Origin of the sequence: Mycolicibacter virginiensis (genome assembly GCF_022374935.2) — a bacterium.
GTDB lineage: Bacteria > Actinomycetota > Actinomycetes > Mycobacteriales > Mycobacteriaceae > Mycobacterium > Mycobacterium virginiense.
Genome location: NZ_CP092430.2, coordinates 3,472,008 through 3,494,478 on the forward strand (window position 1 = coordinate 3,472,008; position 22,471 = coordinate 3,494,478).

A 22,471-nucleotide genomic window follows, 5' to 3' on the forward strand; every position below is an offset into this window, starting at 1 on the left:
CGGCGGGTCAGATCGGCGCGCCCAGCAATGCGAGCGGCAGCATTCCCAGGTCAACGGCGAGCGGGAGGCCGATGGCGTTGAGGGGTTCGCCGTCAGCCAACTTCGAGGCGAAGATGTCGTAGTTGACCTGCGGCAAGGTGAACTACAACGCGGTGCCGACATCCACGAACGGGATGCCGGTGTGCGCCGGCAAGGTACCGAGCAGGTCTTCCAACGTCGGGGGTGGTCGTAATCCCACACCCATGGCGCCCGGATGTGCCGACAGGCGATGGCCGAGCGGGCGAGGATCAGGCCGGCTTGGCCGGCTTGGTCGGCTTGGCCAGCTCGACGGACGGGTCGATCCCCACAGGAACATCACCGAATCGGCTGGCTACCACCGGAACCCAGATCTGGGCACCGCGCTGGCCGCACTCGTTGCTTTCCACGGTGGCGACCATCGCGCCGTGCAGGACGCCCGGAATGGTCGGCTCCAGGGTGAGCACCTGGGTGGTGGTCTGACTGTCCTGTCGCCCGTCGACCCCGATACACGGCGTGTGCACTGTCTGCGGCTGCGACCGCCAGGTGTCGCCGGTGAACTCAAGGGCCAATTCACTGCCGCCTGAAGGCGTCTTCACCGTCTTCCGGTGATCCTTGGCATCCAGCATCATCGCCGACGCGGTGCACGCCGAGGCGTCACAGGACGACTTGACTGCCCACCAGGTGCTCACGTTGGGCGGTTCGGGGTTGGGCACACCGTTGTACTTCTCCCCGGCCCGGTTGGCGTCGACGCGGTAGGTCCCCTCGAACGCGGGCGCCTTGGGCGGCGGCGCCACGGCCGCCGCAGGTGCACCCCCAGCGGCGACCGCCGCCGTGTCGGCCGGCTCCTCGGCCAGCAGGCGCGGCACGATGGCCGCCACCGATCCCACCACCGCAAGCCCCAACGGCACCAAGACAGCGGGTCGGGCCAGTTTCGACAACCGGCTCGGCGGAGGTGCCGGCAAGGCTCGGGGAACGCCCCGCACGACGGTCCGGGCGGCGTCGGACTCGTCATCGGAGTCCGGATCGGCAAGCTGCTCGGCCAGGGCTGCCACAAAGTCCGAGCAATCGCGGAATCGCTCGGCGGGGTCCTTAGCCAGTGCCGCGGCGAGCACGTCGTCGAACTGCTGCAGTTCGGGACGCCGGTCGCTGAGCAGCGGCGGCGGTGTGTTCAGGTGGTGGCTGATCACCGTCACCGGGTTCTCGTGCTGATACGGCGGCGCTCCGGTCAGCATCTGGAAGGTGGTGGCGGCCAAGGCGTACTGGTCAGCGCGTTCCAGGCCTTCGGCGCCCATCAGCTGTTCGGGCGCGGCGTAGGCAATGGTGCCGATGGCGAGATTGCTGGCGGTCAGCCCGGTGGGGCCGCTGAGTTGCCGGGCGATTCCGAAGTCGGCCAGCACGGCAGTCAGCACGTCGTCGCCGTCTTCAGTCACCAGGATGTTGCTGGGTTTGACGTCACGGTGCACTACGCCTTGCCCGTGCGCATAGTCCAGGGCGTCGGCGATGCTCGCGACGATCGGGATGACGATCTGAGCCGGCATCCCGGCCGGGAACTTGCGGGTGATGAGCTCACCGAGCGTCTCACCCTCGATGTAGTCCATCGACAGCCACAGCCGGCCGCGGTATTCGCCGCGGTCGTGCACGCGCACGATGTTGGGGTGCACCAGCACCGCGGCGGCCTCAGCCTCCCGCCGAAACCGCTCTTCGTAGTCGTCGTCGGCGCTCAACGACCGACGCAGAATCTTCAGCGCTTCACGTCGAGGCAGCCGGGGGTGCTGCGCAAGGTAAACCTTGCCCATCCCGCCAGCACCCACCAGTTTCAAGATGGTGTACTCAGCAAAAATCGAGCCCGACGCCAGAGCCATGCCGCAGACACTAATGATGCTGGGTAAACAGTTGGGTGATACCAGGCAGCCAACCGGCAAAGATGCCCGTCGAGGCTCGCTGAACCGCCGGGCTCATGCGCCGGTACCAGCTCTGGAGCCATGCGCTGGCAGGATGAAACCGTGACGACTTGGCCGGCACCGATGCCCACCGCCCCCATCGACGCGACGGTGACCGTGCCCGGCTCGAAATCGCAGACCAATCGGGCGCTGGTACTGGCCGCACTGGCCGCGGGACGCGGGGGCGGTGTCTCCACCCTCTCGGGCGCGCTGCGCAGCCGCGACACCGACCTGATGCTCGACGCCCTGCGGGCTCTGGGCCTGCGAGTCGAAGCAGTGGCCCACCACGTGACGGTCAGCGGCAAGATCGACCCCGAACCGAACATCCGCCTGAACTGTGGCCTCGCCGGCACCGTGCTGCGGTTCGTGCCGCCGCTGGCCGCGCTGGGCACCGTCACCGTCACGTTCGACGGGGATGAGCAGGCCCGGGCCCGGCCGATCGCCCCGCTGCTGGATGCGATGCGCAGCCTGGGTATCACGGTCGAGGGCGACGGCCTGCCTTTCGGAATCCATGGATCCGGCTCGGTCGCCGGCGGCATCGTGGAAATCGACGCCTCCGCATCGTCGCAGTTCGTCTCCGGACTGCTGCTGACCGCGGCGGCGTTCGACGCGGGGCTGACCGTGCTGCACACCGGGGCTACCCTGCCGTCCGCCCCACACATCGCGATGACGGTCGCAATGCTGCGCCAGGCTGGAATCGATGTCGATGACACCGTTCCGAACCGCTGGAGGGTCGCACCGGCGACGGCCGCAGCCCGCAATTGGGAGATCGAACCCGACCTGTCCAACGCCACCCCGTTCCTGGCGGCTGCGGTGGTCACCGGAGGCCGCGTGCGAATCGCCGGCTGGCCGGCCGTCGGTGTGCAGCCCTCCGACGCCATCATCGAGATCTTCGGCGCGACCGGTGCACGGGTGAGCCACGCCGATGCGCACCTGCAAGTCCAGGGCCCGCGCGGCTACGGCGGCTTCGATGTAGATCTGCGCGCCGTCGGCGAGCTCACCCCGACGGTGGCTGCCCTGGCCGCCCTGGCCGCCCCGGGCTCGGTGTCGCGGCTGAGCGGCATCGCGCATCTGCGGGGGCACGAGACCGACCGACTGGCGGCGCTGACGACCGAGATCAACCGGCTGGGCGGCGACAGCGTCGAGACCCCAGACGGCCTGCTGATCACCGCAACCCCGTTGCACGGCGGAATCTGGCATTCTTACGCCGACCATCGGATGGCCACCGCCGGTGCGATCATCGGGCTTCGGGTTCCCGGCGTGGAGGTCGAGGATATCGAGACCACCGCCAAGACACTGCCCGCATTTCCCCGGATGTGGGCCGACATGCTGGCCGACGCAGGGGCCGGCGCTTGAAACCGGAGGACTACGACGAATCCGACGTCAAAGTCCGCTCCGGCCGCGGTTCGCGGCCGCGCACAAAGATCCGTCCCGGGCACGCCGATGCCCAGTCGGCCATGGTGGTCAGCGTCGACCGCGGCCGCTGGGGTTGTGTCCTCGACGGCCCCGACGGCTCGGCCGATCTGCAGGTCACCGCGATGCGTGCCCGCGAGTTGGGACGCACCCCGATCGTGGTCGGCGACCGCGTCGACGTGGTTGGCGACCTGTCCGGCCGGCCGGACACCCTGGCCCGCATCGTCCGGCGCAGACCGCGGCGAACCGTGTTGCGACGCACCGCCGATGACACCGATCCCACCGAGCGGGTGGTGGTGGCCAACGCCGATCAGCTACTGATCGTGGTCGCGCTGGCCGATCCCCCGCCGCGGACCGGTCTGGTCGACCGGGCGTTGATCGCCGCCTACGCCGGAGGGCTGGCGCCGATTCTGTGCCTGACCAAAACGGACCTGGCGGACCCTGCCCCCTTTGCCGGCCAGTTCGCCGACCTGGACCTCACGGTCGTCACCGCGGGCCGCGACGACCCGCTCGACGCCGTCGCTCCCCTGCTGGAATCGCAGGTGACGGTGCTGTTGGGGCACTCCGGCGTCGGTAAATCGACATTGGTGAATCGCCTTGTCCCCGAAGCTGATCGGGCCGTCGGACGGGTCACGGACATCGGCCGGGGGCGGCACACCTCCACCCAGTCGGTGGCACTGCGACTGGAGGGCTCGGGCTGGGTGATCGACACCCCGGGAATCCGCTCGTTCGGCCTGGCCCACATCGCACCCGACGATGTGCTGCTGGCATTCTCCGACCTCGCCGAGACCATCGACGACTGTCCACGCGGCTGCGGCCACCTGGGTCCGCCGGCCGATCCCGAATGCGCACTGGACAATCTGACCGGCGCGGCGCAGCGCCGGGTCGAAGCAGCACGCCGACTACTGACGGCGCTGCGCGAGGGCTGACCCGCGTTCCACAAGGCCGAGAGTGAATCTCGCGACGCTCTCGAGGCGTGTCACGTCGTGAGATTCACACTCGCGAGCATCGCTCAGACGGCAAGGTCGACTCCGGCAACCGTCCGCTGCCGCTGAGATACCTCCCATTGGCCGCCGTCAAGTGGTGTACGACGCGGCCCCAAGGTGAACGACAGGCGTCATCCAATTAACGCCTCCGACTGGCCGATGAACACTGGCTCCACATCGGCGAAAGACGAGCGTAAGCGTCGGTGAACAACAAGTGTCAGCGCTTTTCAGACCGACAAGCCTCTCCCTATCCTGGCAATGTCCTGGAAGGTTCCTGCCAAGTCCCTGTATGCGATTGCAGGCGAAAAGGAGATCGACATGTCGACCGTTGTTACACAGCCGGAGGTACTGGCCGCGAGCGCCCGAGAGCTGCAGGCCATCACCACGGACATGGAAGCCGGAAACGCAGCGGCGGCTGCCCCCACCACCCAGATCACCCCTGCGGGTGCCGACCCGGTGTCGCTTCTGACAGCCACCACTTTCGCCGCGCATGCCGAGCTCTACCAGCAGGTCAGCGCCCAAGCCGCGGCCATGCGGCAGATGCTGGAAATGGTGTTGAACATCAGCGCTCGTTCTTACGACGCCACCGAGGCCGCAAACGCGGCTGCGGTCTCCTAGAGCTAGGTCGACGCAATGGACTTCGGCACACTGCCGCCTGAGATCAACTCCGCCCTGATGTACTCCGGCGCCGGATCGGCGCCACTCTGGGCCGCTGCCCGCGCCTGGGAGACCCTTGGCGCCGAGATCTACACCACGGCTGCCAGTTACTCGACTGTGCTGGCCGACCTGAGCGCGGACTGGCACGGGCCGGCTGCGGCCGCGATGGCTAAGGCGTTCGAACCGCATCTGGAGTGGCTCAACCGGGCCGCCGCCCAGGCTGAGCAGGTGGCAGCCCAAGCGGGTGCTGCGGCCGCTGCTCACGATGCGGCTTTCGCCGCGACGGTTCCGCCGGCGGTGGTCGAGGCCAACCGCGCGACGTTGATGTCGTTGATGGCGACGAATGTCCTGGGACAGAACACGCCGGCGATCGCGGCTACCGAAGCCGCCTACGGTGAGATGTGGGTGCAGGACGCCACCACCATGTACGGCTATGCCGGACAATCGGCGGCCGCATCGCAGTTGACGCCGTTCACGGCGCCGGCCCCCACCGTCAACCCGGCTGGGGTGGCAGCCCAGGAGGCCGCCGTTGCCCTTGCCGCCGGGACTGCGACCGCGACCGACGCCGACACGCTGGCGTCCATGATCTCGACGTTGCCTGGTCAGCTCGGTAGCCTCGCCGGCCCAGCCGCATCCAACTTGATCGAAGATCTGCTGAATCCGATCACTTGGGACGGATCGACCATCACGTTCAACGGCATGCTCGGCGATCTGATGCGGGGCCTGACCGGATCGCCCACGCTGAGTGCGTCGAGCCCATTCGACATGTTCATCCGGATGGTGTCGCCCATGCGACTTTTCACCACCGCGTTCAAGGACATGGACGGCCTGTCGCATTCGCTGGTCCCGGCAACCAAAGCTGTCGAAAAGGTCGCCGAAGGCGCCGCCAAGGCAGCTGAAGGCGCGGCCAAGAGCGTCGGCGCCGGAGTCGCAGGAGCAGCCGCCGGAACCATCGGGCACGCCTCGCTGGTCGGCCCACTTTCGGTGCCGCCGACCTGGGCCGCCGCCCTCCCCGCGGCCGCCGTCCACTCTGCCCCGGTCCAGCTGGCCAGCTACGCCAGCTCCGCCGGGGTCGCGGCCGGCGAAGCTGGCCACAGTGCCCTAGGCGGGGTGCCGATGGCGGGTGCCGGTGGCGCCGGCGGCCGCGGCGGGTTCGGCGCCTTCGGCACCCCCCGCTACGGGTTCCGGCCGATGATGGTCGGCCGGCCACCGGCTGGCGGCTGACCGGACAAGCCGTCGGGCCGATTGATCTTGTGACACTCGCCGATGCCGCGCCACGATCCGTTGTGGCGCGGCATTGGCGATGCGGGATCTGACCGAGCGCCAGTGGCCTCAGGCGGCTAGGCCGACCTTCTTGTCGCGACGCCAGCCACGCACCGTGGAGATGGCGCTCTTGAGCCCACGGCGACGACCGGTCACCGGATCGACGCGCGTAAATTCCGGCCCCAGCTCGGCGAACATCTTCTCGCTGCGGGTCTCCGGTGCGTCATCGGCGGAGTCGCGCAGAAAGCGGTCCGGCAGTGACAGTTTGGCGATGGTGCGCCAAGTCTTGGCGTACTGCACCAGGAACGGCCCGGAGGTGTAGGGCAGGTCGTACTTCTCGCACACCGCACGAACCCGCACCGCGATCTCCGGGTAGCGGTTGCTCGGCAGGTCGGGGAACAGGTGATGTTCGATCTGATGCGACAGGCTGCCGCTCATGAACCGCATCGGCTGCCCGGCATCGATGTTGGCGCTGCCCAGCAGCTGCCGCAGGTACCACTGCCCCTGCGACTCGCCGACCATGTCGGTCTTGGTGAATTTCTCTGCGCCGTCAGGGAAGTGACCGCAGAAGATGATCGCATTGGCCCACAGGTTGCGGATCACATTGGCGATCGCATTGGCCTTCACCGTCGAGACGAATGTCGCGCCGGGCGACAGCGAGGTCAGGGCCGGAAACGCCACGTAGTCCTTGAACACCTGCCGGCCGGCCTTGTCGCCGAACTCCCGCAACCGGACCAGGGTCGCCTGGCGGCTGTCACGGCCCTTGAAGATCTTGCCGATCTCCAAGTGCTGCAACGCGACTCCCCACTCGAACCCGATCGCCAACATGGCGTTGTAGAACAGGTTGAGCAGGTTGAAACGCTGCCAGCGGGTGTCGCGAGTAACCCGGATTACGCCATAACCCACATCGTCATCCATGCCGAGGATGTTGGTGTACTTGTGGTGGGCGAAGTTGTGAGTGAAGCGCCAGTGCTTGGAGACACCGGCCATGTCCCACTCCCAGCCGGTGGAGTGGATCTCTGGATCGTTCATCCAGTCCCACTGCCCGTGCATGACGTTGTGGCCGATCTCCATGTTCTCGACGATCTTGGCCACGCCCAGGGTGGCGGTACCGGCCCAGCGCGCCCAGCGCCGGTTACCAGCCGCCAGCAGCACCCGGCCGGTCACCTCGAGCGCCCGCTGGGCGGCGATGGTGCGGTGGATGTAGCGGGCGTCGCGCTCCCCGCGACTGGCCTCGACGTCCCGGCGGATGGCGTCCAGCTCTGCGGCGAGGTTCGCCACATCGGCGTCGCTGAGATGCGCAAACACCTCGACGTCGGTTACCGCCATCAGACCGCCTCTCGGAAACGCATTACCGGCTGTACCTACGCTATCGTAACCTACGTTCGCGTAGGTTACCAGCGGGTAATCATCAGGCGTCCAGTTCGCAATCGCCGACCGCTGTGCTGACGCAGGTCTGCACCCGGGTTCCCGGCTCGTGATCGGCGCCGCTCCGCAGATCGCGAACGTGCCCACCCACCAGCGTGACCACGCACGACTGGCAGATGCCCATCCGGCATCCGAACGGCATCGATACCCCGACGCTCTCGCCGGCCTCGAGCAGCGTCGTCGCCGCATCGGCCGTCACGCTCTTGCCACTGGCCGCGAAGGTGACGGTGCCACCGCCCCCGGCCGGCGCAGTGCGTGCCACCGCGAACCTCTCGACGTGCAGTTGGTCAGCGATCCCGGCTGCGGCCCAGACGCGTTCGACGTCGCCGAGCATCGCCGCCGGCCCGCACGCCCAAGTCTGACGCTCGCGCCAGTCGGGCACCTCGACGTCGAGGGTTTCCGGTCCCCGCAGCTCCAGCCGACCCTGGTCTCGAGTGGTGCGCAACAGCAACCGGTAACCCGGGTGGTCACGTGCCAGAGCGGCCAGCTCGTCGGCGAACAGCGTGTCGGCGGCCGTGGGCGCCGAGTGCAGATGGACGACATCGGCGATCGGGCCCCGGCGGGCCAACGACCGCAACATCGCCATGACCGGCGTGATCCCGGATCCGGCGGTGACGAACAACACCGTGGCCGGCGCCGGGTCGGGCAACACGAACTCCCCTTGCGGCGCGGCCAGCCGCACCACGGTTCCCGGAGCCACGCCGTCCACCAGGTGACTGGACAGAAAGCCCTCCGGCATCGCCTTGACCGTGATGGAGACGGTGCGCGCCCCGGTCACCGGCGCGGATGTCAACGAGTACGAACGCCAGCGCCAACGTCCGTCGACCAGCAGGCCGATGCCGATGTACTGTCCGGCACGGTAGTCGAACTGAAAACCCCAGCCGGGCTTGATGATCAGCGTCGCTGAATCCGCGGTTTCGCGCCGGACCTCTACCACCCGTCCGCGCAGTTCGCGGGCCGACCACAACGGGTTGGCCAAGCGCAGGTAGTCGTCCGGCAGAAGCGGAGTGGTGATCTGTGTTGCGATGCGGCGCATAGCATTCCAGACCGGATGACGGTCCGCCCCGGCGGCGGTCGGCCGCTTGGTGTCGCCGATCTGCGCAACGATCGTCGAACGCTTCTTGCTCACGAAAACTTCCCTGCTAGTTACCGGGGGGTTGATAAACCTACGGTACCGTAACCTCGCCGGGACGGCATCAGAGCAGGTCGAGCAGGAACGGCAGCTCCTGGGTCGCGTACCACGCCAGGTCATGGTCCTGGGCGTCACCGACGGTCAGCTCGGCGTCCTCGTCGCCGAGATCGGCGTCGTCGATCACCGCCAATGCCGCAAGCACGGCGGGCTCAGCCGCAGCGTTATCCACGTACGCCGCGACCACGTCACTCATTGCGACGGGCCCTGCCAACCGGACCACGGCGGCGTCTAGATCGGGGCGAACGGCGGCACCCTCGACCTCGGCAACGAGCACCGCCCGGCGGGTGGGCAACTTCTCACCGGCCGAAGCGGTGTCCGCACCGGCCAGCAGCCGCAGCGAGGCCAGCGCCGCCTCTCCGATTGCCACCTCCGCCAGCTCGTCGTCGTCGCCGTGGGCGTAGGACTCCCGCAGCGCCGGGGTCACCGCGAACGCCGTCCCGCTGACCGGACGCAAAGAACCGTCGGCGACCAGTTGGGCCAGCATGGCTAGCGTCGCCGGGATGTAAACCCGCATGAGCCAGACCTTAGCCGTGATCGCGAGCGCGGCGAAGCCGGGCGACGCGGGTCACGGCCATCAGGCACAGCCGTTACGCGTCGCCCAGCAGCGTGGCGGCGTAGTCGTCCACATAACGGTAGAGACTGCGGTCGGGCCGCTGGTAAAAACCAGTGACGATGGGCTTCTTGGGCAAGTCCACCCGCTGGTGCTCCACCTCGCGATAGGAAATCGACGCCAGCAGGTGCGCCATCATGTTCAGCCGGGCGTGTGTCTTGACTTCTGACTCGACCACATACCAGGGGCTCGAAGCGGTATCGGTGCGGGCCATCATCTCGTCGCGGGCCCGCGAATAATCCTCCCAGCGGTGCAGTGCCTCGAGGTCCATCGGCGACAGCTTCCACTGCCGCAGCGGATCGTTGCGCCGCTTACGGAACCGGCGCAGCTGCTCTTCCTGGGATACCGAGAACCAGTACTTGCGCAACAGGATTCCGTCGTCGATCAGCAGCTGCTCGAAAACCGGCGCCTGCTTGAGGAATTGCTCATGCTCTTCGGGCGTACAGAAGCCCATCACCTTCTCCACGCCGGCCCGGTTGTACCAGGATCGGTCGAAGAGCGTGATCTCGCCGCGCGCCGGCAAGTGCGCGATATAGCGCTGGAAGTACCACTGGCCACGTTCGCGTTCGGTGGGCGCCGGCAGCGCCGCAATCCGCACCGTGCGCGGGCTCAGATATTCGGTGATGCGCTTGATGACACCGCCCTTACCGGCGGCGTCACGGCCCTCGAAGATCACCACCACCCGGGTGCCGGTGTCGCGGACCCATTCCTGAAGTTTGACGAATTCGCTTTGCAGACGCAGCAATTCCTTCTCGTACACGTCGTCGGCGAGCCGCTTCTTGGCGGCTTCGAATTCGTCGTCGCTCACTGTGCTGCCTCCAGCAGTTCGGCCAGCGCCTCGTCCAGCAGTGCTGAGACCATTCCTACGTCACTCATCGCCTTGCGGTCGGCATTGACACCGAAGTAGAGCGTGCCGTTGTAAGACGTGACGCCGATCGTGAGCGCCTTGTTGGGCAACAACGGGGGCACACTGTAGGTCTCGAGCAGCTTCGCGCCGCAGATATAGAGCTGCCGCTGAGTGCCCGGCGCATTGGTGATCAGCAGGTTGAACACCCGCCCGGAGAATCCGGCGAACGCGGTCGCGACCCGAACACCCATCGCGTGCAGGGTTGGCGGGGCGAAGCCCGCCACGGTCAAAATGGTGCGGGCATCCACCAGCCCGGTCGAGGTGGGATGCGATTCGGTGGCATAGGCGATCTGGGAAAGCCGGACTACCGGATTCGGCTCGCCGACAGGAAGATCCACCAGGAACGGCGTCACGGCACCGATCGGCTGACCCGCGGAGTCGAATTCGTGGTCGGGATACACCGACAACGGCGCCAGCGCCCGTACGGTGCGTGTCGAGCCGACCGGTTCGCCGCGGGCCAGCAGCCAGTTGCGCAGCGCCCCGGTTATGACGGCGAGCACCACATCATTGATGGCACAGTCGTAGCGGGCCCGCACCGTGCGGTAGTCCTCCAGCGACCCGCGGGCCACCGTGAACAGGCGGTTCTGCGAGACCTGGGTGTTGAGCGGGCTCTGCGGGGCCGCGCCGCGCGCGATGGCCCGGACGGCATCGAACGCCTTGCGGCCCGCCCAGGTCAACGGGCTGCCGACCGTCGACCCCACTGCCTGTAGTTGGGTCCGCGGCGCCGCTACCCAGTCCCCGACCGCACCGAGGACCAACTCGACGGCGCCGGGCTCGTCGCGCGGCACCCAGATGTCTTCGTCGAATGGCGGCGGGCGCTGCGTCCGGTCGACCAGGACGTGCCCCAACGCCGGGGCCGCCATGCCGTGGACCAGCGCTTGATGGGACTTGATGTAGATGGCGACCCGGTTGTCGGCCAGCCCCTCGATCAGGTAGGTCGCCCACAGCGGACGCGAGCGATCCAACGGTTGTTGACTCAACCGCGCGACCAGCTCGTGCAGCTGGCGGTCGCTGCCGGGGGAAGGTACCGCGAGATGCCTTACGTGGTAGGTGATGTCGAACTCGTGGTCGTCCACCCAGACTGGGCGGGCCAGGCTCATGGTGACTTCGCGGATCTTCTGCCGGTAGCGCGGGATCTGCGGCAACCGCTGCTCGATGGTCTCCAGCAGTTTGTCGTAGCCCAGCCCGCCCCGGGGGTTTCGCAGAATGAACAGCGACTGCACATACATCGGCGTCGTGGTGTTCTCCAGCCGGTAGAAAGAGGCTTCCGACGCCGATAGCCGGTTCACCATCGTGGCCCGTCCTCCCTGCTGGCTCGATCCGGCCGGGCACCGCACCAGCCCCGGATCGGAGAAAAACACTGCCGCTCACGGTAGCCCGCCACTGGGCGGCGCCGCACGCGGATACGCCGCAGCCACGATTGTGCGATGATCGCCGCACACGCCCTGCCACTCTCCAGCAGGCCCGCCGCCCGGACCGACCTTGGAGAGCTGCCGTGCCCATCGATCCCACTTCGCCCCCGCGCTCGACCGTCGCGCCGATGCTCGACTACGAACCGCCTGCCCGCCCGGCCATGCCGAGCCGGCCCGCGCACCCGCCCGCGTCGGCGCCGTCGGTCCGGCCCCGCCCCGGGCATCCCCCCAGGACGCGACCCGATCGACCGGCGCGCAAAGTGTTACCGGCACCGCTGCGGTCGGCCGCGGTGTTCGCCGACGCCGCGCTGCGCCGGGTCCTGGAAGTGATGGACGGGCGCCGGCCGTCGACGCATCTGCAGCCGCTGCTTGCCGCCGGACTGGCCAACTCGGTGGTGTCGGCTCGCCCAACGCCACCGGCGGGCCAGGTTCAGCCGGCCACCCTGCAGCGAGTACGCGTGCAACCGGCAGGTTCAGGCGAACCGGCCAGCGCGGTCGAGGTTTTCGGCACCTACCGGCGCGGACGACGCACGCATGCACTGGCCTGCCGCGTCGAGTCCATCCCCGGCCCCGGCATCGGCGGAAAAGGCCCGGATTGGCGGATCGTCGCACTGCACATCGGCTAGCGCCGATCGCAAGCGCGGCGAAGCCACGCGCTGCGGGTCGGCGCCATCGGCTAGCGCCGATCGCAAGCGCGGCGAAGCCACGCGCTGGGGGTACCGCCCGCTTGCGGGGGACGGGTCGGCGCCATCGGCTGAGGCCTACGCCTCAGCTCTTGCGCGGCACCTTCGGCAGCCGCGATCCCCGGCCTTCGCGGCGGGCCGCTTCGCGCCGCTCCCGGCGCGACTGGGAAGGGTTAGCTCCCGCGGGTTGCAGGTCACCGGAGCGCCGCACCTGCGCGGAGCCGTCCTCGTCGGGGCCCGAATAGGTCAGCCCGGCCGCACCGTCGGCGCCGTCAGCACCGTTGGCGCCGTCGATTCCCTTGGCGCGCAACCCGAACTCCGCCAACCCCTCGGGGGCATCCACCGGCGCCACCGTCTGCTTCGGGACGGCCTCGACGGCGACGTTGAACAGGAAGCCGACCGACTCCTCCTTGAGCCCGTCGAGCATGCCGCGGAACATGTCGAAGCCTTCCCGCTGGTACTCGACCAGGGGGTCACGCTGCGCCATCGCCCGCAGTCCGATGCCCTCCTTGAGGTAGTCCATCTCGTAGAGGTGCTCGCGCCACTTGCGGTCGAGAACGCTCAGCAGCACACCGCGTTCCAGCTCCCGCATCGCGCCGGCCCCGGCGGTCTCGTCGACCTGGGCTTCCCGCACCGCGTAGGAGTTCTCGGCGTCGGCGAGCAGCGCCTCGAGCAGTTCCTCGCGAGTCAGGTCGTCGGCCTCGCCGATGTCGTCGGCGTGCAGCAGCTCGTGGTAGTCGATCCCGACCGGGTACAGGGTCTTCAGCGCCGTCCACAGCTGCTCAAGGTCCCAGTCTTCGGCGTAGCCCTCACCGGTGGCACCGTCGACGTAGGCGGTGATCACATCGACGAGCATGTCGTGGGCCTGCTCGGCCAGGTTCTCGCCGTCGAGGATGCGCCGGCGCTCGGCGTAAATCACCTTGCGCTGCTGGTTCATCACCTCGTCGTACTTCAGGACGTTCTTGCGGATCTCGAAGTTCTGCTGCTCGACCTGGGTCTGGGCGCTCTTGATCGCCCGGGTGACCATCTTGGCCTCGATCGGCACGTCATCGGGCAGGTTCAGCCGGGTCAGCAGCGATTCCAGTGCCGCACCGTTGAACCGTCGCATCAGCTCGTCGCCCAGCGACAGGTAGAACCGTGACTCGCCCGGGTCACCTTGACGGCCGGAACGGCCACGCAGCTGGTTGTCGATACGCCGCGACTCGTGCCGCTCGGTGCCCAGCACGTAAAGACCGCCGGCCTCGATCACTTCCTCGGCCTCGGCGGCCGCCTCCGCCTTGATCTCGCGCAGCGCCGCATCCCAGGCGGCCTCGTACTCGTCCGGGGTCTCGACCGGGTCCAGGCCCTGACCGCGCAGCCGCTGATCGGCCAGGAAGTCGACGTTGCCGCCGAGCACGATGTCGGTACCGCGACCGGCCATGTTGGTGGCCACCGTGACGGCGCCGCGCCGGCCCGCCTCGGCGATGATGTGCGCCTCGCGCTCATGCTGCTTGGCGTTGAGGACGTTGTGCGGGACGCGGCGCTTGGTCAGCTGCTTGGACAGATACTCCGAGCGCTCCACGCTGGTGGTGCCGATCAGCACCGGCTGGCCCTTTTCGTAGCGCTCAGCGACGTCATCGACGACCGCGAGGAACTTGGCCTCCTCGGTCTTGTAGATGAGGTCGATCTGGTCGATGCGCGCCATCGGCTTGTTGGTCGGGATCGGCACCACGCCCAGCTTGTAGATCTCGTGCAGCTCGGCAGCTTCGGTCTCGGCGGTACCGGTCATGCCGGCGAGCTTGTCGTAGAGCCGGAAATAGTTCTGCAGCGTGATGGTGGCCAGGGTCTGGTTCTCGGCCTTGATCTCCACCCGCTCCTTGGCCTCGATGGCCTGGTGCATGCCCTCGTTGTAGCGCCGACCCACCAGCACGCGGCCGGTGAACTCGTCGACGATGAAGACCTCGCCGTTGCGGACGATGTAGTCCTTGTCGCGGTTGAACAGCTCCTTGGCCTTCAGCGCGTTGTTGAGGTAGCTGACCAGCGGGGAGTTGGCGGCCTCGTAGAGGTTCTCGATGCCGAGCTGATCCTCGACGAACTCCACCCCGAGCTCGTGCACGCCGATGGTGCGCTTGCGCAGGTCCACTTCGTAGTGGACGTCTTTCTCCATCAGCGGCACGATCCGGGCGAACTCGGAGTACCAGTTGGAGCTGCCGTCAGCAGGCCCGGAGATGATCAACGGGGTGCGGGCCTCGTCGATCAGGATGGAGTCGACCTCGTCGACGATGGCGAAGTTGTGCGGGCGCTGCACGAGCTGTTCCAGCGAGTGCGCCATGTTGTCGCGCAGGTAGTCGAAGCCGAATTCGTTGTTGGTGCCGTAGGTGACATCGGCGTTGTAGGCAACGCGCCGTTCGTCCGGGGTCATCTGCGACAGGATCACCCCGACCTCCAGGCCGAGGAAGCGGTGCACGCGGCCCATCCACTCACTGTCGCGCTTGGCCAGGTAGTCGTTGACCGTGACGACGTGCACGCCCTTGCCGGAGATCGCGTTGAGGTACGCCGGAAGCACACAGGTCAGGGTCTTGCCCTCACCGGTCTTCATCTCGGCGACGTTGCCGTAATGCAGTGCCGCGCCACCCATCAACTGCACGTGGAACGGCCGCTGGGTCAACACCCGCCACGCCGCCTCACGGGCTACCGCGAACGCCTCGGGCAGCAGGTCGTCAAGGGATTCGCCGTCGGCGTGCCGCTGACGGAATTCGTCGGTCTTGGCCCGCAGCTCCGCGTCGGTAAGCGCTTCGACGTCCCCGGAGAGGGTGTCGATGTAGTCCGCGACCTTTCGGAGCCGTTTGACCATGCGGCCTTCACCAAAACGCAGCAACTTGGACAGCACGGCTATGTCCCCTACTCAGTCTTCGGCATTACGAGCGTCACCCATGGTAGGTGACACCGTTGCCAAGGGCGGCAATGCGCTGCCAACGCAGCTCCGCCAAGGCCGTGCTCAGACCAGACGAATCAAGCCGTAGTCGTAGGCGTGCCGTCGGTAGACCACCGACGCCTGGTCGGTCTCCTTGTCCTGGAACAGGAAGAAATCGTGGCCGACGAGCTCCATCTCGTAGAGCGCGTCGTCGACCGACATGGGCGTCGCGGTGTGTTCTTTGGTGCGCACGATCCGGCCAGGCTCATGCTCGTGGCCGTCACTGTGCGCATTCGCCTCGCGGTGGTCGGGTTCGGCCGTGCCGTCCCGGTTGAATGCGGCGGCGAGGAACTCTGGGTCCAAGTTGGTGACACCGGTGGCCTCGGCTACCGACAGCGGCGTCTTGTCGCCGTAGGAGACGTTGCGGCGGCCCTTGTCGCGGCGCAGCCGGCTCTCCAGGCGGTCGATCGCAGCCTCGAACGCGGCATAGAAACTGTCGGCGCGGGCCTCCCCGCGGACCACCGGGCCGCGGCCGTGCGCGGTGATGTCGATCTGCTGGCAGGATTTTCGCTGGCGTCGATTATTGGCGTGCTTGAGCTCGACATCGAACAGGCGAATCGAGCGGTCCAACCGCTCCACGCGGGCCAGCTTCTGCGCGACGTAAACCCGGAAATGGTCTGGAATCTCAACGTTACGGCCCTTGACCACAATCTCCGCGCCCGACTGGTCGGGCCGCTCCTCCACGTCGACTGACGCCGCGCTGGTTTCCACAAATTGATTTGCCATGCTCGACACTCTCCTGTCGTCTCGACCACGTTCCTTCAAGGTCCCCCCGCCCTTGATGACGACCGTAGCCATGCCGCCGGATACATGCCACCGGTTTGGCGCACCCATTTGACAGCCGTCTCATACCGATGCGATTACGACTGCGGCAGAAACCGGCAGCCGGGCCTGACGCAGCACCCGCACCGACTCGGCCAGGGTGGCCCCGGTAGTCACGACGTCGTCGACGATCAGGACATCGCCCGCTGCGGAGAGATGCGTCAGCCCACCCCGACGCAGCAGGACTCGGCCCGCGATGTTGCGTTCCCGGGCGGCGCTGCCCAGACCGACCGAGTCGCGGGTCAGCGCCCGCATCCGCAACGCCGGCGCGACCGTCACGCCGGGGTGGCACGCGGCGACGGCCGCGGCGATGCGCGTGACCGGATCGCCCCCGCGCCGCCGAGCGGCGCTGCGCCGGGTGGGCGCCGGGATGATCGTCAGCGGCAGTTCCACCACCTGCCAGCACAGCAGCCGCTGCAGCGCCGCCCCCAACGCCGACGCCAGCGGAGCGACGAGGTCGCTGCGGCCGCGTTCCTTGACCGCGACGATCGCCTGCCGGCGGGCCCCGGCGTAGCGACCCAGCGCGAACACCGGGACCTGCGGATCCAGCCGCGGGGCGATCACCCGCGGTTCGTCGGGCCCGACCGCCAGCTGCGCGGCGCAGACGGCGCACCATCGGGTCCCGGGTCTACCGCAGCCGCCGCACTGCAGGGGAAGCACCGCGTCAAGCACACACCGATGCTTCCCCGGGGGTACGACAACGGGACCTGGCTGCGGTCAGTACCCGGCCAGGTCCGCCGACAGGTCGGCTACCGCGACACCCTCGGGCACCTGGACCTCGGCGATCGCCTCCGGGCGGTCGTCGAACTCCAACCGCAGCGCACGGCAGATGGTGGCGTGCATGTCATACATGCAGGTGATGTAGGTCAGCTCCATGATTTCGCGATCGGACAGGTGCGCCTGCAGCACCGCAAAGATCTCGTCGGCCACCCGGCCGCCGTCGTAGACCAGCGCATCGGTGTAAGCCAGCACTGCGCGCTCAAGCCCGGAGAAGAGGTCGCTGACCTGCCAGGACGGCAACGCGGCGATCTTCTCCTCGGACATACCCAACGAACGCATCTGTTTGCAGTGCTGGGAGAAGACGAACTGGCTGCCGCGCGCATAGCCGGCACGGGCCTGACCGAGCTCGCGCAGCAGCGGGTCCAGCGAGGCGTTGCGATACAGGGCAAATCCCCGCACGGCGTGGGAGAACACCTGTGGCGCCTGGGCGAACACCGTCCACCAGTCCCCCGGTGTCCCGTGGATGGTGCGGTGGCCGGTTGGCGCAGCACAGCACACGGGGTCGACGCCCGCGCCGAACAGTCGGTCATAGAAGAACAAGATCTGCTCGTCGGTCACTTCGGCGCGCGGGATCTCGCGGAGTCTGGGCATGGCGGTGTCCTTTCCGGCCCGCACGGCGGACCGCTACTACGGTATGTCGTACCTCGGCGTCAAGGGGCATTTAGTCAACAGAGAAACTAACGCCCGACCCCAAATTCGTGAGGGCACTAACAGTTTCGCGAATTTTCATCCTCGATACTGTTAGCGTCCCGTCCATGAGCACCGATGCGACACAGGTGGGCGCGCCCACCACCGAATCCGGCCGTGCCCAGGCGCTGGTCGGCAAGGGCTGGGCGCAGGGCGTGGCCCTGGTCATGATCTTCGGTTTCCTGGTGATGGGCATCCTGGCCTATCGCACGTACACGGCGTCAATGCCGATGCCGGACAAGGTCGTTACAGAATCCGGCCAACAGCTGTTCGCCGGTGCCGACATCACCCGCGGCCAGCAGCTCTATCAGGCCCGCGGCCTCATGCAGTACGGCTCGGTGCTGGGCCACGGCGCCTACCTGGGCCCGGACTACACCGCCGAATATCTGCGGCTGGCCACCGAGAATGTCGCCGATCAGTTCAAGGCACAGGGCGTAGCGAACCCGCACGACGACGTGGTCGCCGAGTTCCGAACCAACCGCTATAACGCGGACACCAAGACGCTGGTGTTCACCGACAAACAGGTCCAGGCGTTCAACGACATCGAGAAGCACTACGCCGCCTACTTCGGCGAAGCTTCCACCAAATACGGCCTGCTGCCGCACATGATCACCGACCCCGGCGAGATCCGTGATCTGACTTCGTTCTTCGCCTGGACCGCGTGGGCGGCGGCGGCCGACCGGCCCGGCCACAACTACAGCTACACCAACAACTGGCCCTCGGAGCCGCGCGTCGACAACGGGCCCACCGGATCAGTGGTGGTGTGGTCGGTGCTGTCGCTGATCATGCTGTTGGGCGGCATCGGCATCATGTTCACCGTCTACGGTCGCTGGAGCCAGAACATCGGCTGGCACGGCACGGAGATGACCAAGCTGCACTTCCGCCAGCCCGGCGAGGTGCCGCTGACCCGCTCGCAGCGCGCCGCGATCTGGATCTTCGCCGTGGTCGCGGTGCTGTTCTTGGCCCAAGTCCTGCTCGGCGGCGCCGTCGAGCACTACCGAGCGGATCTGTCGGAGTTCTACGGGATCGACCTCGCGAAGGTCCTGCCCTACAACCTGGCTCGAACCTGGCACCTGCAGCTGTCCCTGTTCTGGACCGCGGCGGCGTTCTTGGCCGGCGGAATCTTCCTGGTGCCCTTCATCACCCGCCGCGAACCCGGCAAGCAGTCAGTCCTGGTGTATGGATTGCTGGGCGCATTGGCCGTGGTGGTGTTCGGCTCGCTGGCCTTCGAGGCACTGTCGATCTTCGGGGTGATCAAGCCGGGCAGCCTGCTCTCCCAGCAGTGGGAGTTCCTGGACCTGCCGCGCCTGTTCCAGGTGCTGCTGATCGTCGGCCTGTTCTTGTGGATCGTCATCATCTGGCGTGGCATGCGCGCGAAGCTGGCCACCACCTCGAAGATGAACCTGCCCTGGATGTTCTTCTTCACCGGGCTGGCCATCCCCACGTTCTACGCGGCCAGCCTGCTGGCCGGCAGCGAGACGCACTTCTCGGTCGCCGACTTCTGGCGGTTCTGGATGGTGCACCTGTGGGTGGAGGACTTCCTGGAGCTGTTCACCACCGCGATGGTGGCCTACATCTTCGTCCAGCTGGGGGTGGTGCGTGAGCGCGTCGCACTGCTGGTCATCTTCCTCGACATCATCTTGTACTCCGCCGGCGGCGTGATCGGCACCATGCACCACCTGTACTTCTCCGGCACACCGGTGGAGCACATGGCACTGGGCGCGTTCTTCTCGGCCGCCGAGGTTATCCCGCTGACGTTCCTGACCGTGGAGGCCTGGGCCTTCCTGCAACTGGGTGCCCGTCAGGAAACCGGCGAGCAGAACAACTTCCCGGCCCGCTGGGCGGTGATGTTCCTGGTCGCCGTGGGATTCTGGAACTTCCTGGGCGCAGGCATCTTCGGATTCCTGATCAACCTGCCGGTGGTGTCCTACTACGAGATCGGCACCGCACTGACCGCCAACCACGCACACGCCGCGATGTTCGGGGTCTACGGCATGCTCGCGGTCGCCCTGGCGATGTTCGCCTTCCGCTACGTGATCCCGGCGGACAAGTGGCCGAACAAGCTGGCCCGGATCTCGTTCTGGGGCATGAACATCGGCCTGGCATGGATGGTGTTCGTCACCCTGTTGCCACTGGGAGTGCTGCAGTTGTTCCACTCGGTGAACGCGGGCTACTTCGAGGCGCGTTCGCTCGGTTACATCACCCAGCCCGGCAATGCGTTGCTGGAATGGCTGCGCCTGCCCGGCGACGCGATCCTGATCGGTGCCGGTGTGGTGCCGTTTGTCTGGATCGCCTGGATTGCGCTGCGCAACTTCCGCTCCGGGGAGACGGTCGACGAGTTGCCGGAGAACCCGCTCTACGTCGAGGTTCCCGCAGACTCCGCAGCCGCGGGCAAGGACTGAGCATGACCGGGCCGGCGACATGGGTGTGGCTGGTTGCCGGCTACGCGCTGCTGTTGCTGGCTTTCGCCTGGGGTTTCGACCGGATGGCCCAGCGGACCTCCGAACGCGCCGCGCAGTGGCGCACCGGCAAGTTCGTGTACCACGATGACCATGACGCGTGGAAGTGCCCGCAGGATCAGTGGCTCTGGCCGACCTCGTTCGACCCGGACAATCGCGTGATGCGGTACCGGGCGACGCCGTCGGTCTGCAACTCCTGCCCGGTCAAGCAGACCTGCACCACGTCGCCCCACGGCCGGGAGATCAGCCGGGCGGTGGACCCGTGGCCGCACTCGGAAACCGGCCGGTTTCATCGAGGAATAGCTTGTGCGGTAGCGGGTTTCGGTATCATCCTGCCGGCGGCGACGTTGTTCGTGAACCACTCGGCCGCCGACGTGTTGGTGTTGACTGCGGCGATCGCCGTAGTGGCAGCCGGCGGCTATCCCCTGCTGCGGCATCTGTGGAACACCCCGAGTAACGCCCCCGATGACCGGCCACACCGATCCGTCACCGAAGATCAGGCATTGAAGGTCGAGGCCGCGATCGACCGGTACTCCACCCGGTGGGGCGGCTTTTCCGACGACGCGTCGAGCAGGAGGCAGCAGCTCAAGTGAGTGAGGGACTGATCACCGTGCTGGCCCTGGCCATCGTGGCACTGGCCGTGCTGGCATATTTCGCGCTGAACGTGGTGCGCGAGTACGAACGCGGCGTGGTGTTCCGGATGGGCCATGCCCGCCCGCTCTACCAGCCAGGACTGAAGTTCCTGTTCCCCTTGGTGGACAAAATGATTCGGGTCGATCAGCGGGTGGTCACCCTGACCATTCCGCCGCAGGAGGTGATCACCCGCGACAATGTTCCGGCCCGGGTGAACGCTGTGGTGATGTTCCAGGTCACCGACCCGCTCAAGGCGATCATGGAGGTGGAGAACTACGCCGTGGCCACCTCGCAGATCGCCCAAACCACGCTGCGCTCCCTGTTAGGGCGAGCTGACCTGGACACGCTGCTGGCCCACCGCGACGATCTCAACGCCGACCTGCGCACGATCATCGACAAGCAGACCGAGCCGTGGGGCGTCCAGGTGCGGGTGGTCGAGATCAAAGACGTGGAGATCCCCGAGTCGATGCAGCGGGCGATGGCCCGCGAGGCCGAGGCCGAACGCGAGCGCCGGGCGAAGGTGATCAACGCCCGCGGCGAGCTACAGGCCTCCGAGGAACTCAGCCAGGCGGCCGAGCGGCTTTCGCAGAACCCGGCCTCACTGCAACTGCGTTACCTGCAAACCCTTTTGGAACTTGGGGCCGACCAGAACTCCACCGTGGTGTTCCCGCTGCCAGTGGACATCATCACCCCGTTCCTGGGCGGCGCGGCCGAGGCGTTGCGCGCCGCCAAGCGCAACACGTAGCCCGCCATCGGCTACCGCGCCACCATCCCACCGTCGGCGTGGATGGTCTGGCCGGTGATGTAGCTGCCCGCGTCGGAGACGAGAAGCAGTACCGGCCCGATCATTTCGTCGGGCTCGGCAATGCGCTGCTGCAGGGTGGCAGCCTGCAATGCGGCGATGAACTCCGGCGGGTTGTTACGCACCATGTCCGTATTGACCGGTCCCGGGGCGATGGCGTTGACCCGGATCCGCGATGATGCCAGCTCTGCCGCCATGGATCGAGTGAAGGAAACCAGTGCGGCCTTGGCAGCCGAGTACATCGACGTCGCCGGTGAATAGACGAAGGCGCCGGCCGAAACCACGTTGACGATGGCGGCGTGCTCGCTCTGGCGAAGATGCGGCAGCGCCGCCTGAACCAGGAAGACCGGCCCCTGCAGATTGACCGCGAACGACTTGGTCAACGCCTCCGAGGTGATCTCGCCCAACGGCAGCGCCAGCGCATTGGCAGCGTTGTTGATGACGATGTCCACCCCGCCGAACCGCTCGACCGTGGCGTCGACCAGCGCCCCGATCGCCTCGATATCACCGAGGTGGGCGGGGACCCCGATGGCCTGCGCACCGGCCTGGCGCAGTTGCTCGGCGGCCTGCTCGCACGCGTCGGGTTTGCGGCTGGCCACCACCACGTTGGCGCCGGCGGCGGCCAGTCCGTGCGCGACCGACAGTCCGATGCCGCGCGTTCCGCCGGTGACGATGGCGGTGCGGCCGGTCAGGTCGAACAACGCGTTGAGTGCAGAGGCGTCCACTGGGATCTCCTACGTCCGGGCCGAGTGGCATGAAGCGTAATTCACCCCCAAGCTCCGACCCGTGCCCGGATCGGGGCTTTATGCCCTGGGAATCCGCCGGT

At 67.3% G+C, this 22,471-nt stretch carries 20 protein-coding genes; 8 read left to right on the top strand and 12 right to left on the bottom strand.

What is annotated here, in order from left to right:
- Nucleotides 1-7: 7 nt before the first annotated feature.
- Nucleotides 8-136, bottom strand: coding sequence for a hypothetical protein (locus MJO54_RS16870; protein WP_256364663.1), 129 nt, complete (start codon nt 134-136; stop codon nt 8-10).
- 151 nt (nt 137-287) lie between these two features.
- Nucleotides 288-1,880, bottom strand: a complete 1,593-nt coding sequence (locus MJO54_RS16875; protein WP_240175208.1) for a serine/threonine-protein kinase — start codon at nt 1,878-1,880, stop codon at nt 288-290.
- A gap of 141 nt (nt 1,881-2,021) precedes the next feature.
- On the opposite strand from MJO54_RS16875, the gene aroA reads away from it, so the two are divergent.
- The 4 genes from aroA (at nt 2,022) to MJO54_RS16895 (ending at nt 6,238) form a co-directional block, all read left to right on the top strand.
- On the top strand, nt 2,022-3,314 hold the full coding sequence (gene aroA, locus MJO54_RS16880) for a 3-phosphoshikimate 1-carboxyvinyltransferase (protein ID WP_240175209.1): 1,293 nt from the start codon (nt 2,022-2,024) through the stop codon (nt 3,312-3,314).
- Nucleotides 3,311-4,300: a ribosome small subunit-dependent GTPase A gene (gene rsgA / locus MJO54_RS16885; RefSeq protein ID WP_064888027.1), complete on the top strand. Its 990-nt coding sequence runs from the start codon at nt 3,311-3,313 to the stop codon at nt 4,298-4,300. Before aroA ends, rsgA begins: the two co-directional genes overlap by 4 nt.
- Before the next feature lie 375 nt (nt 4,301-4,675).
- A complete protein-coding gene (locus MJO54_RS16890; RefSeq protein ID WP_046284936.1) occupies nt 4,676-4,975 on the top strand; it encodes a PE family protein in 300 nt (99 codons plus the stop codon).
- A gap of 15 nt (nt 4,976-4,990) precedes the next feature.
- The gene (locus MJO54_RS16895; RefSeq protein ID WP_046284937.1) at nt 4,991-6,238 is read left to right on the top strand and encodes a PPE family protein; all 1,248 of its coding nucleotides are present in this window, start codon (nt 4,991-4,993) and stop codon (nt 6,236-6,238) included.
- A 108-nt stretch (nt 6,239-6,346) separates the two neighbouring features.
- Here the strand turns inward: MJO54_RS16895 and MJO54_RS16900 are convergent, their stop codons facing one another.
- The 5 genes from MJO54_RS16900 to MJO54_RS16920 form a co-directional block, all read right to left on the bottom strand.
- Nucleotides 6,347-7,606 carry a fatty acid desaturase family protein gene (locus MJO54_RS16900; RefSeq protein ID WP_046284938.1) on the bottom strand — a complete coding sequence of 420 codons (1,260 nt, stop codon included), beginning with the start codon at nt 7,604-7,606 and terminating at the stop codon, nt 6,347-6,349.
- 82 nt (nt 7,607-7,688) lie between these two features.
- Nucleotides 7,689-8,834, bottom strand: coding sequence for a ferredoxin reductase (locus MJO54_RS16905; RefSeq protein WP_240175210.1), 1,146 nt, complete (start codon nt 8,832-8,834; stop codon nt 7,689-7,691).
- A gap of 67 nt (nt 8,835-8,901) precedes the next feature.
- A complete protein-coding gene (locus MJO54_RS16910) occupies nt 8,902-9,411 on the bottom strand; it encodes a DUF6912 family protein (protein WP_240175211.1) in 510 nt (169 codons plus the stop codon).
- A 73-nt stretch (nt 9,412-9,484) separates the two neighbouring features.
- The gene (ppk2, locus tag MJO54_RS16915) at nt 9,485-10,315 is read right to left on the bottom strand and encodes a polyphosphate kinase 2 (RefSeq protein ID WP_064888033.1); all 831 of its coding nucleotides are present in this window, start codon (nt 10,313-10,315) and stop codon (nt 9,485-9,487) included.
- Nucleotides 10,312-11,706, bottom strand: a complete 1,395-nt coding sequence (locus MJO54_RS16920) for a WS/DGAT/MGAT family O-acyltransferase (RefSeq protein WP_046286569.1) — start codon at nt 11,704-11,706, stop codon at nt 10,312-10,314. Before MJO54_RS16920 ends, ppk2 begins: the two co-directional genes overlap by 4 nt.
- A gap of 203 nt (nt 11,707-11,909) precedes the next feature.
- On the opposite strand from MJO54_RS16920, the gene MJO54_RS16925 reads away from it, so the two are divergent.
- Nucleotides 11,910-12,452 carry an Rv3235 family protein gene (locus tag MJO54_RS16925; protein WP_275564462.1) on the top strand — a complete coding sequence of 181 codons (543 nt, stop codon included), beginning with the start codon at nt 11,910-11,912 and terminating at the stop codon, nt 12,450-12,452.
- Between the two features lie 142 nt (nt 12,453-12,594).
- Here MJO54_RS16925 and secA read toward each other — a convergent pair whose 3' ends face one another.
- The 4 genes from secA to MJO54_RS16950 form a co-directional block, all read right to left on the bottom strand.
- Nucleotides 12,595-15,378 (bottom strand): preprotein translocase subunit SecA, encoded by a 2,784-nt coding sequence (gene secA, locus MJO54_RS16935; protein ID WP_046286567.1) that lies wholly within the window; start codon nt 15,376-15,378, stop codon nt 12,595-12,597.
- 108 nt (nt 15,379-15,486) lie between these two features.
- The gene (gene hpf, locus MJO54_RS16940; protein WP_240175212.1) at nt 15,487-16,188 is read right to left on the bottom strand and encodes a ribosome hibernation-promoting factor, HPF/YfiA family; all 702 of its coding nucleotides are present in this window, start codon (nt 16,186-16,188) and stop codon (nt 15,487-15,489) included.
- Between the two features lie 120 nt (nt 16,189-16,308).
- Nucleotides 16,309-16,956 carry a ComF family protein gene (locus tag MJO54_RS16945; protein ID WP_046286565.1) on the bottom strand — a complete coding sequence of 216 codons (648 nt, stop codon included), beginning with the start codon at nt 16,954-16,956 and terminating at the stop codon, nt 16,309-16,311.
- 45 nt (nt 16,957-17,001) lie between these two features.
- Nucleotides 17,002-17,655: a carboxymuconolactone decarboxylase family protein gene (locus tag MJO54_RS16950; RefSeq protein ID WP_240175213.1), complete on the bottom strand. Its 654-nt coding sequence runs from the start codon at nt 17,653-17,655 to the stop codon at nt 17,002-17,004.
- Between the two features lie 164 nt (nt 17,656-17,819).
- Between MJO54_RS16950 and MJO54_RS16955 the strand changes: the two genes are divergently transcribed.
- The 3 genes from MJO54_RS16955 to MJO54_RS16965 are packed head-to-tail and all read left to right on the top strand — an operon-like array spanning nt 17,820 to nt 21,588.
- Nucleotides 17,820-20,153 (top strand): nitric-oxide reductase large subunit, encoded by a 2,334-nt coding sequence (locus MJO54_RS16955; protein ID WP_240175214.1) that lies wholly within the window; start codon nt 17,820-17,822, stop codon nt 20,151-20,153.
- A 2-nt stretch (nt 20,154-20,155) separates the two neighbouring features.
- Entirely contained in the window at nt 20,156-20,803 is a 648-nt protein-coding gene (locus tag MJO54_RS16960) for a hypothetical protein (protein ID WP_240175215.1), read from the top strand.
- A gap of 8 nt (nt 20,804-20,811) precedes the next feature.
- Entirely contained in the window at nt 20,812-21,588 is a 777-nt protein-coding gene (locus MJO54_RS16965) for a slipin family protein (protein ID WP_396872779.1), read from the top strand.
- Between the two features lie 11 nt (nt 21,589-21,599).
- Here MJO54_RS16965 and MJO54_RS16970 read toward each other — a convergent pair whose 3' ends face one another.
- Complete coding sequence (locus MJO54_RS16970) at nt 21,600-22,370, bottom strand: SDR family NAD(P)-dependent oxidoreductase (RefSeq protein ID WP_240175216.1); 771 nt, start codon at nt 22,368-22,370, stop codon at nt 21,600-21,602.
- Nucleotides 22,371-22,471: the final 101 nt, after the last annotated feature.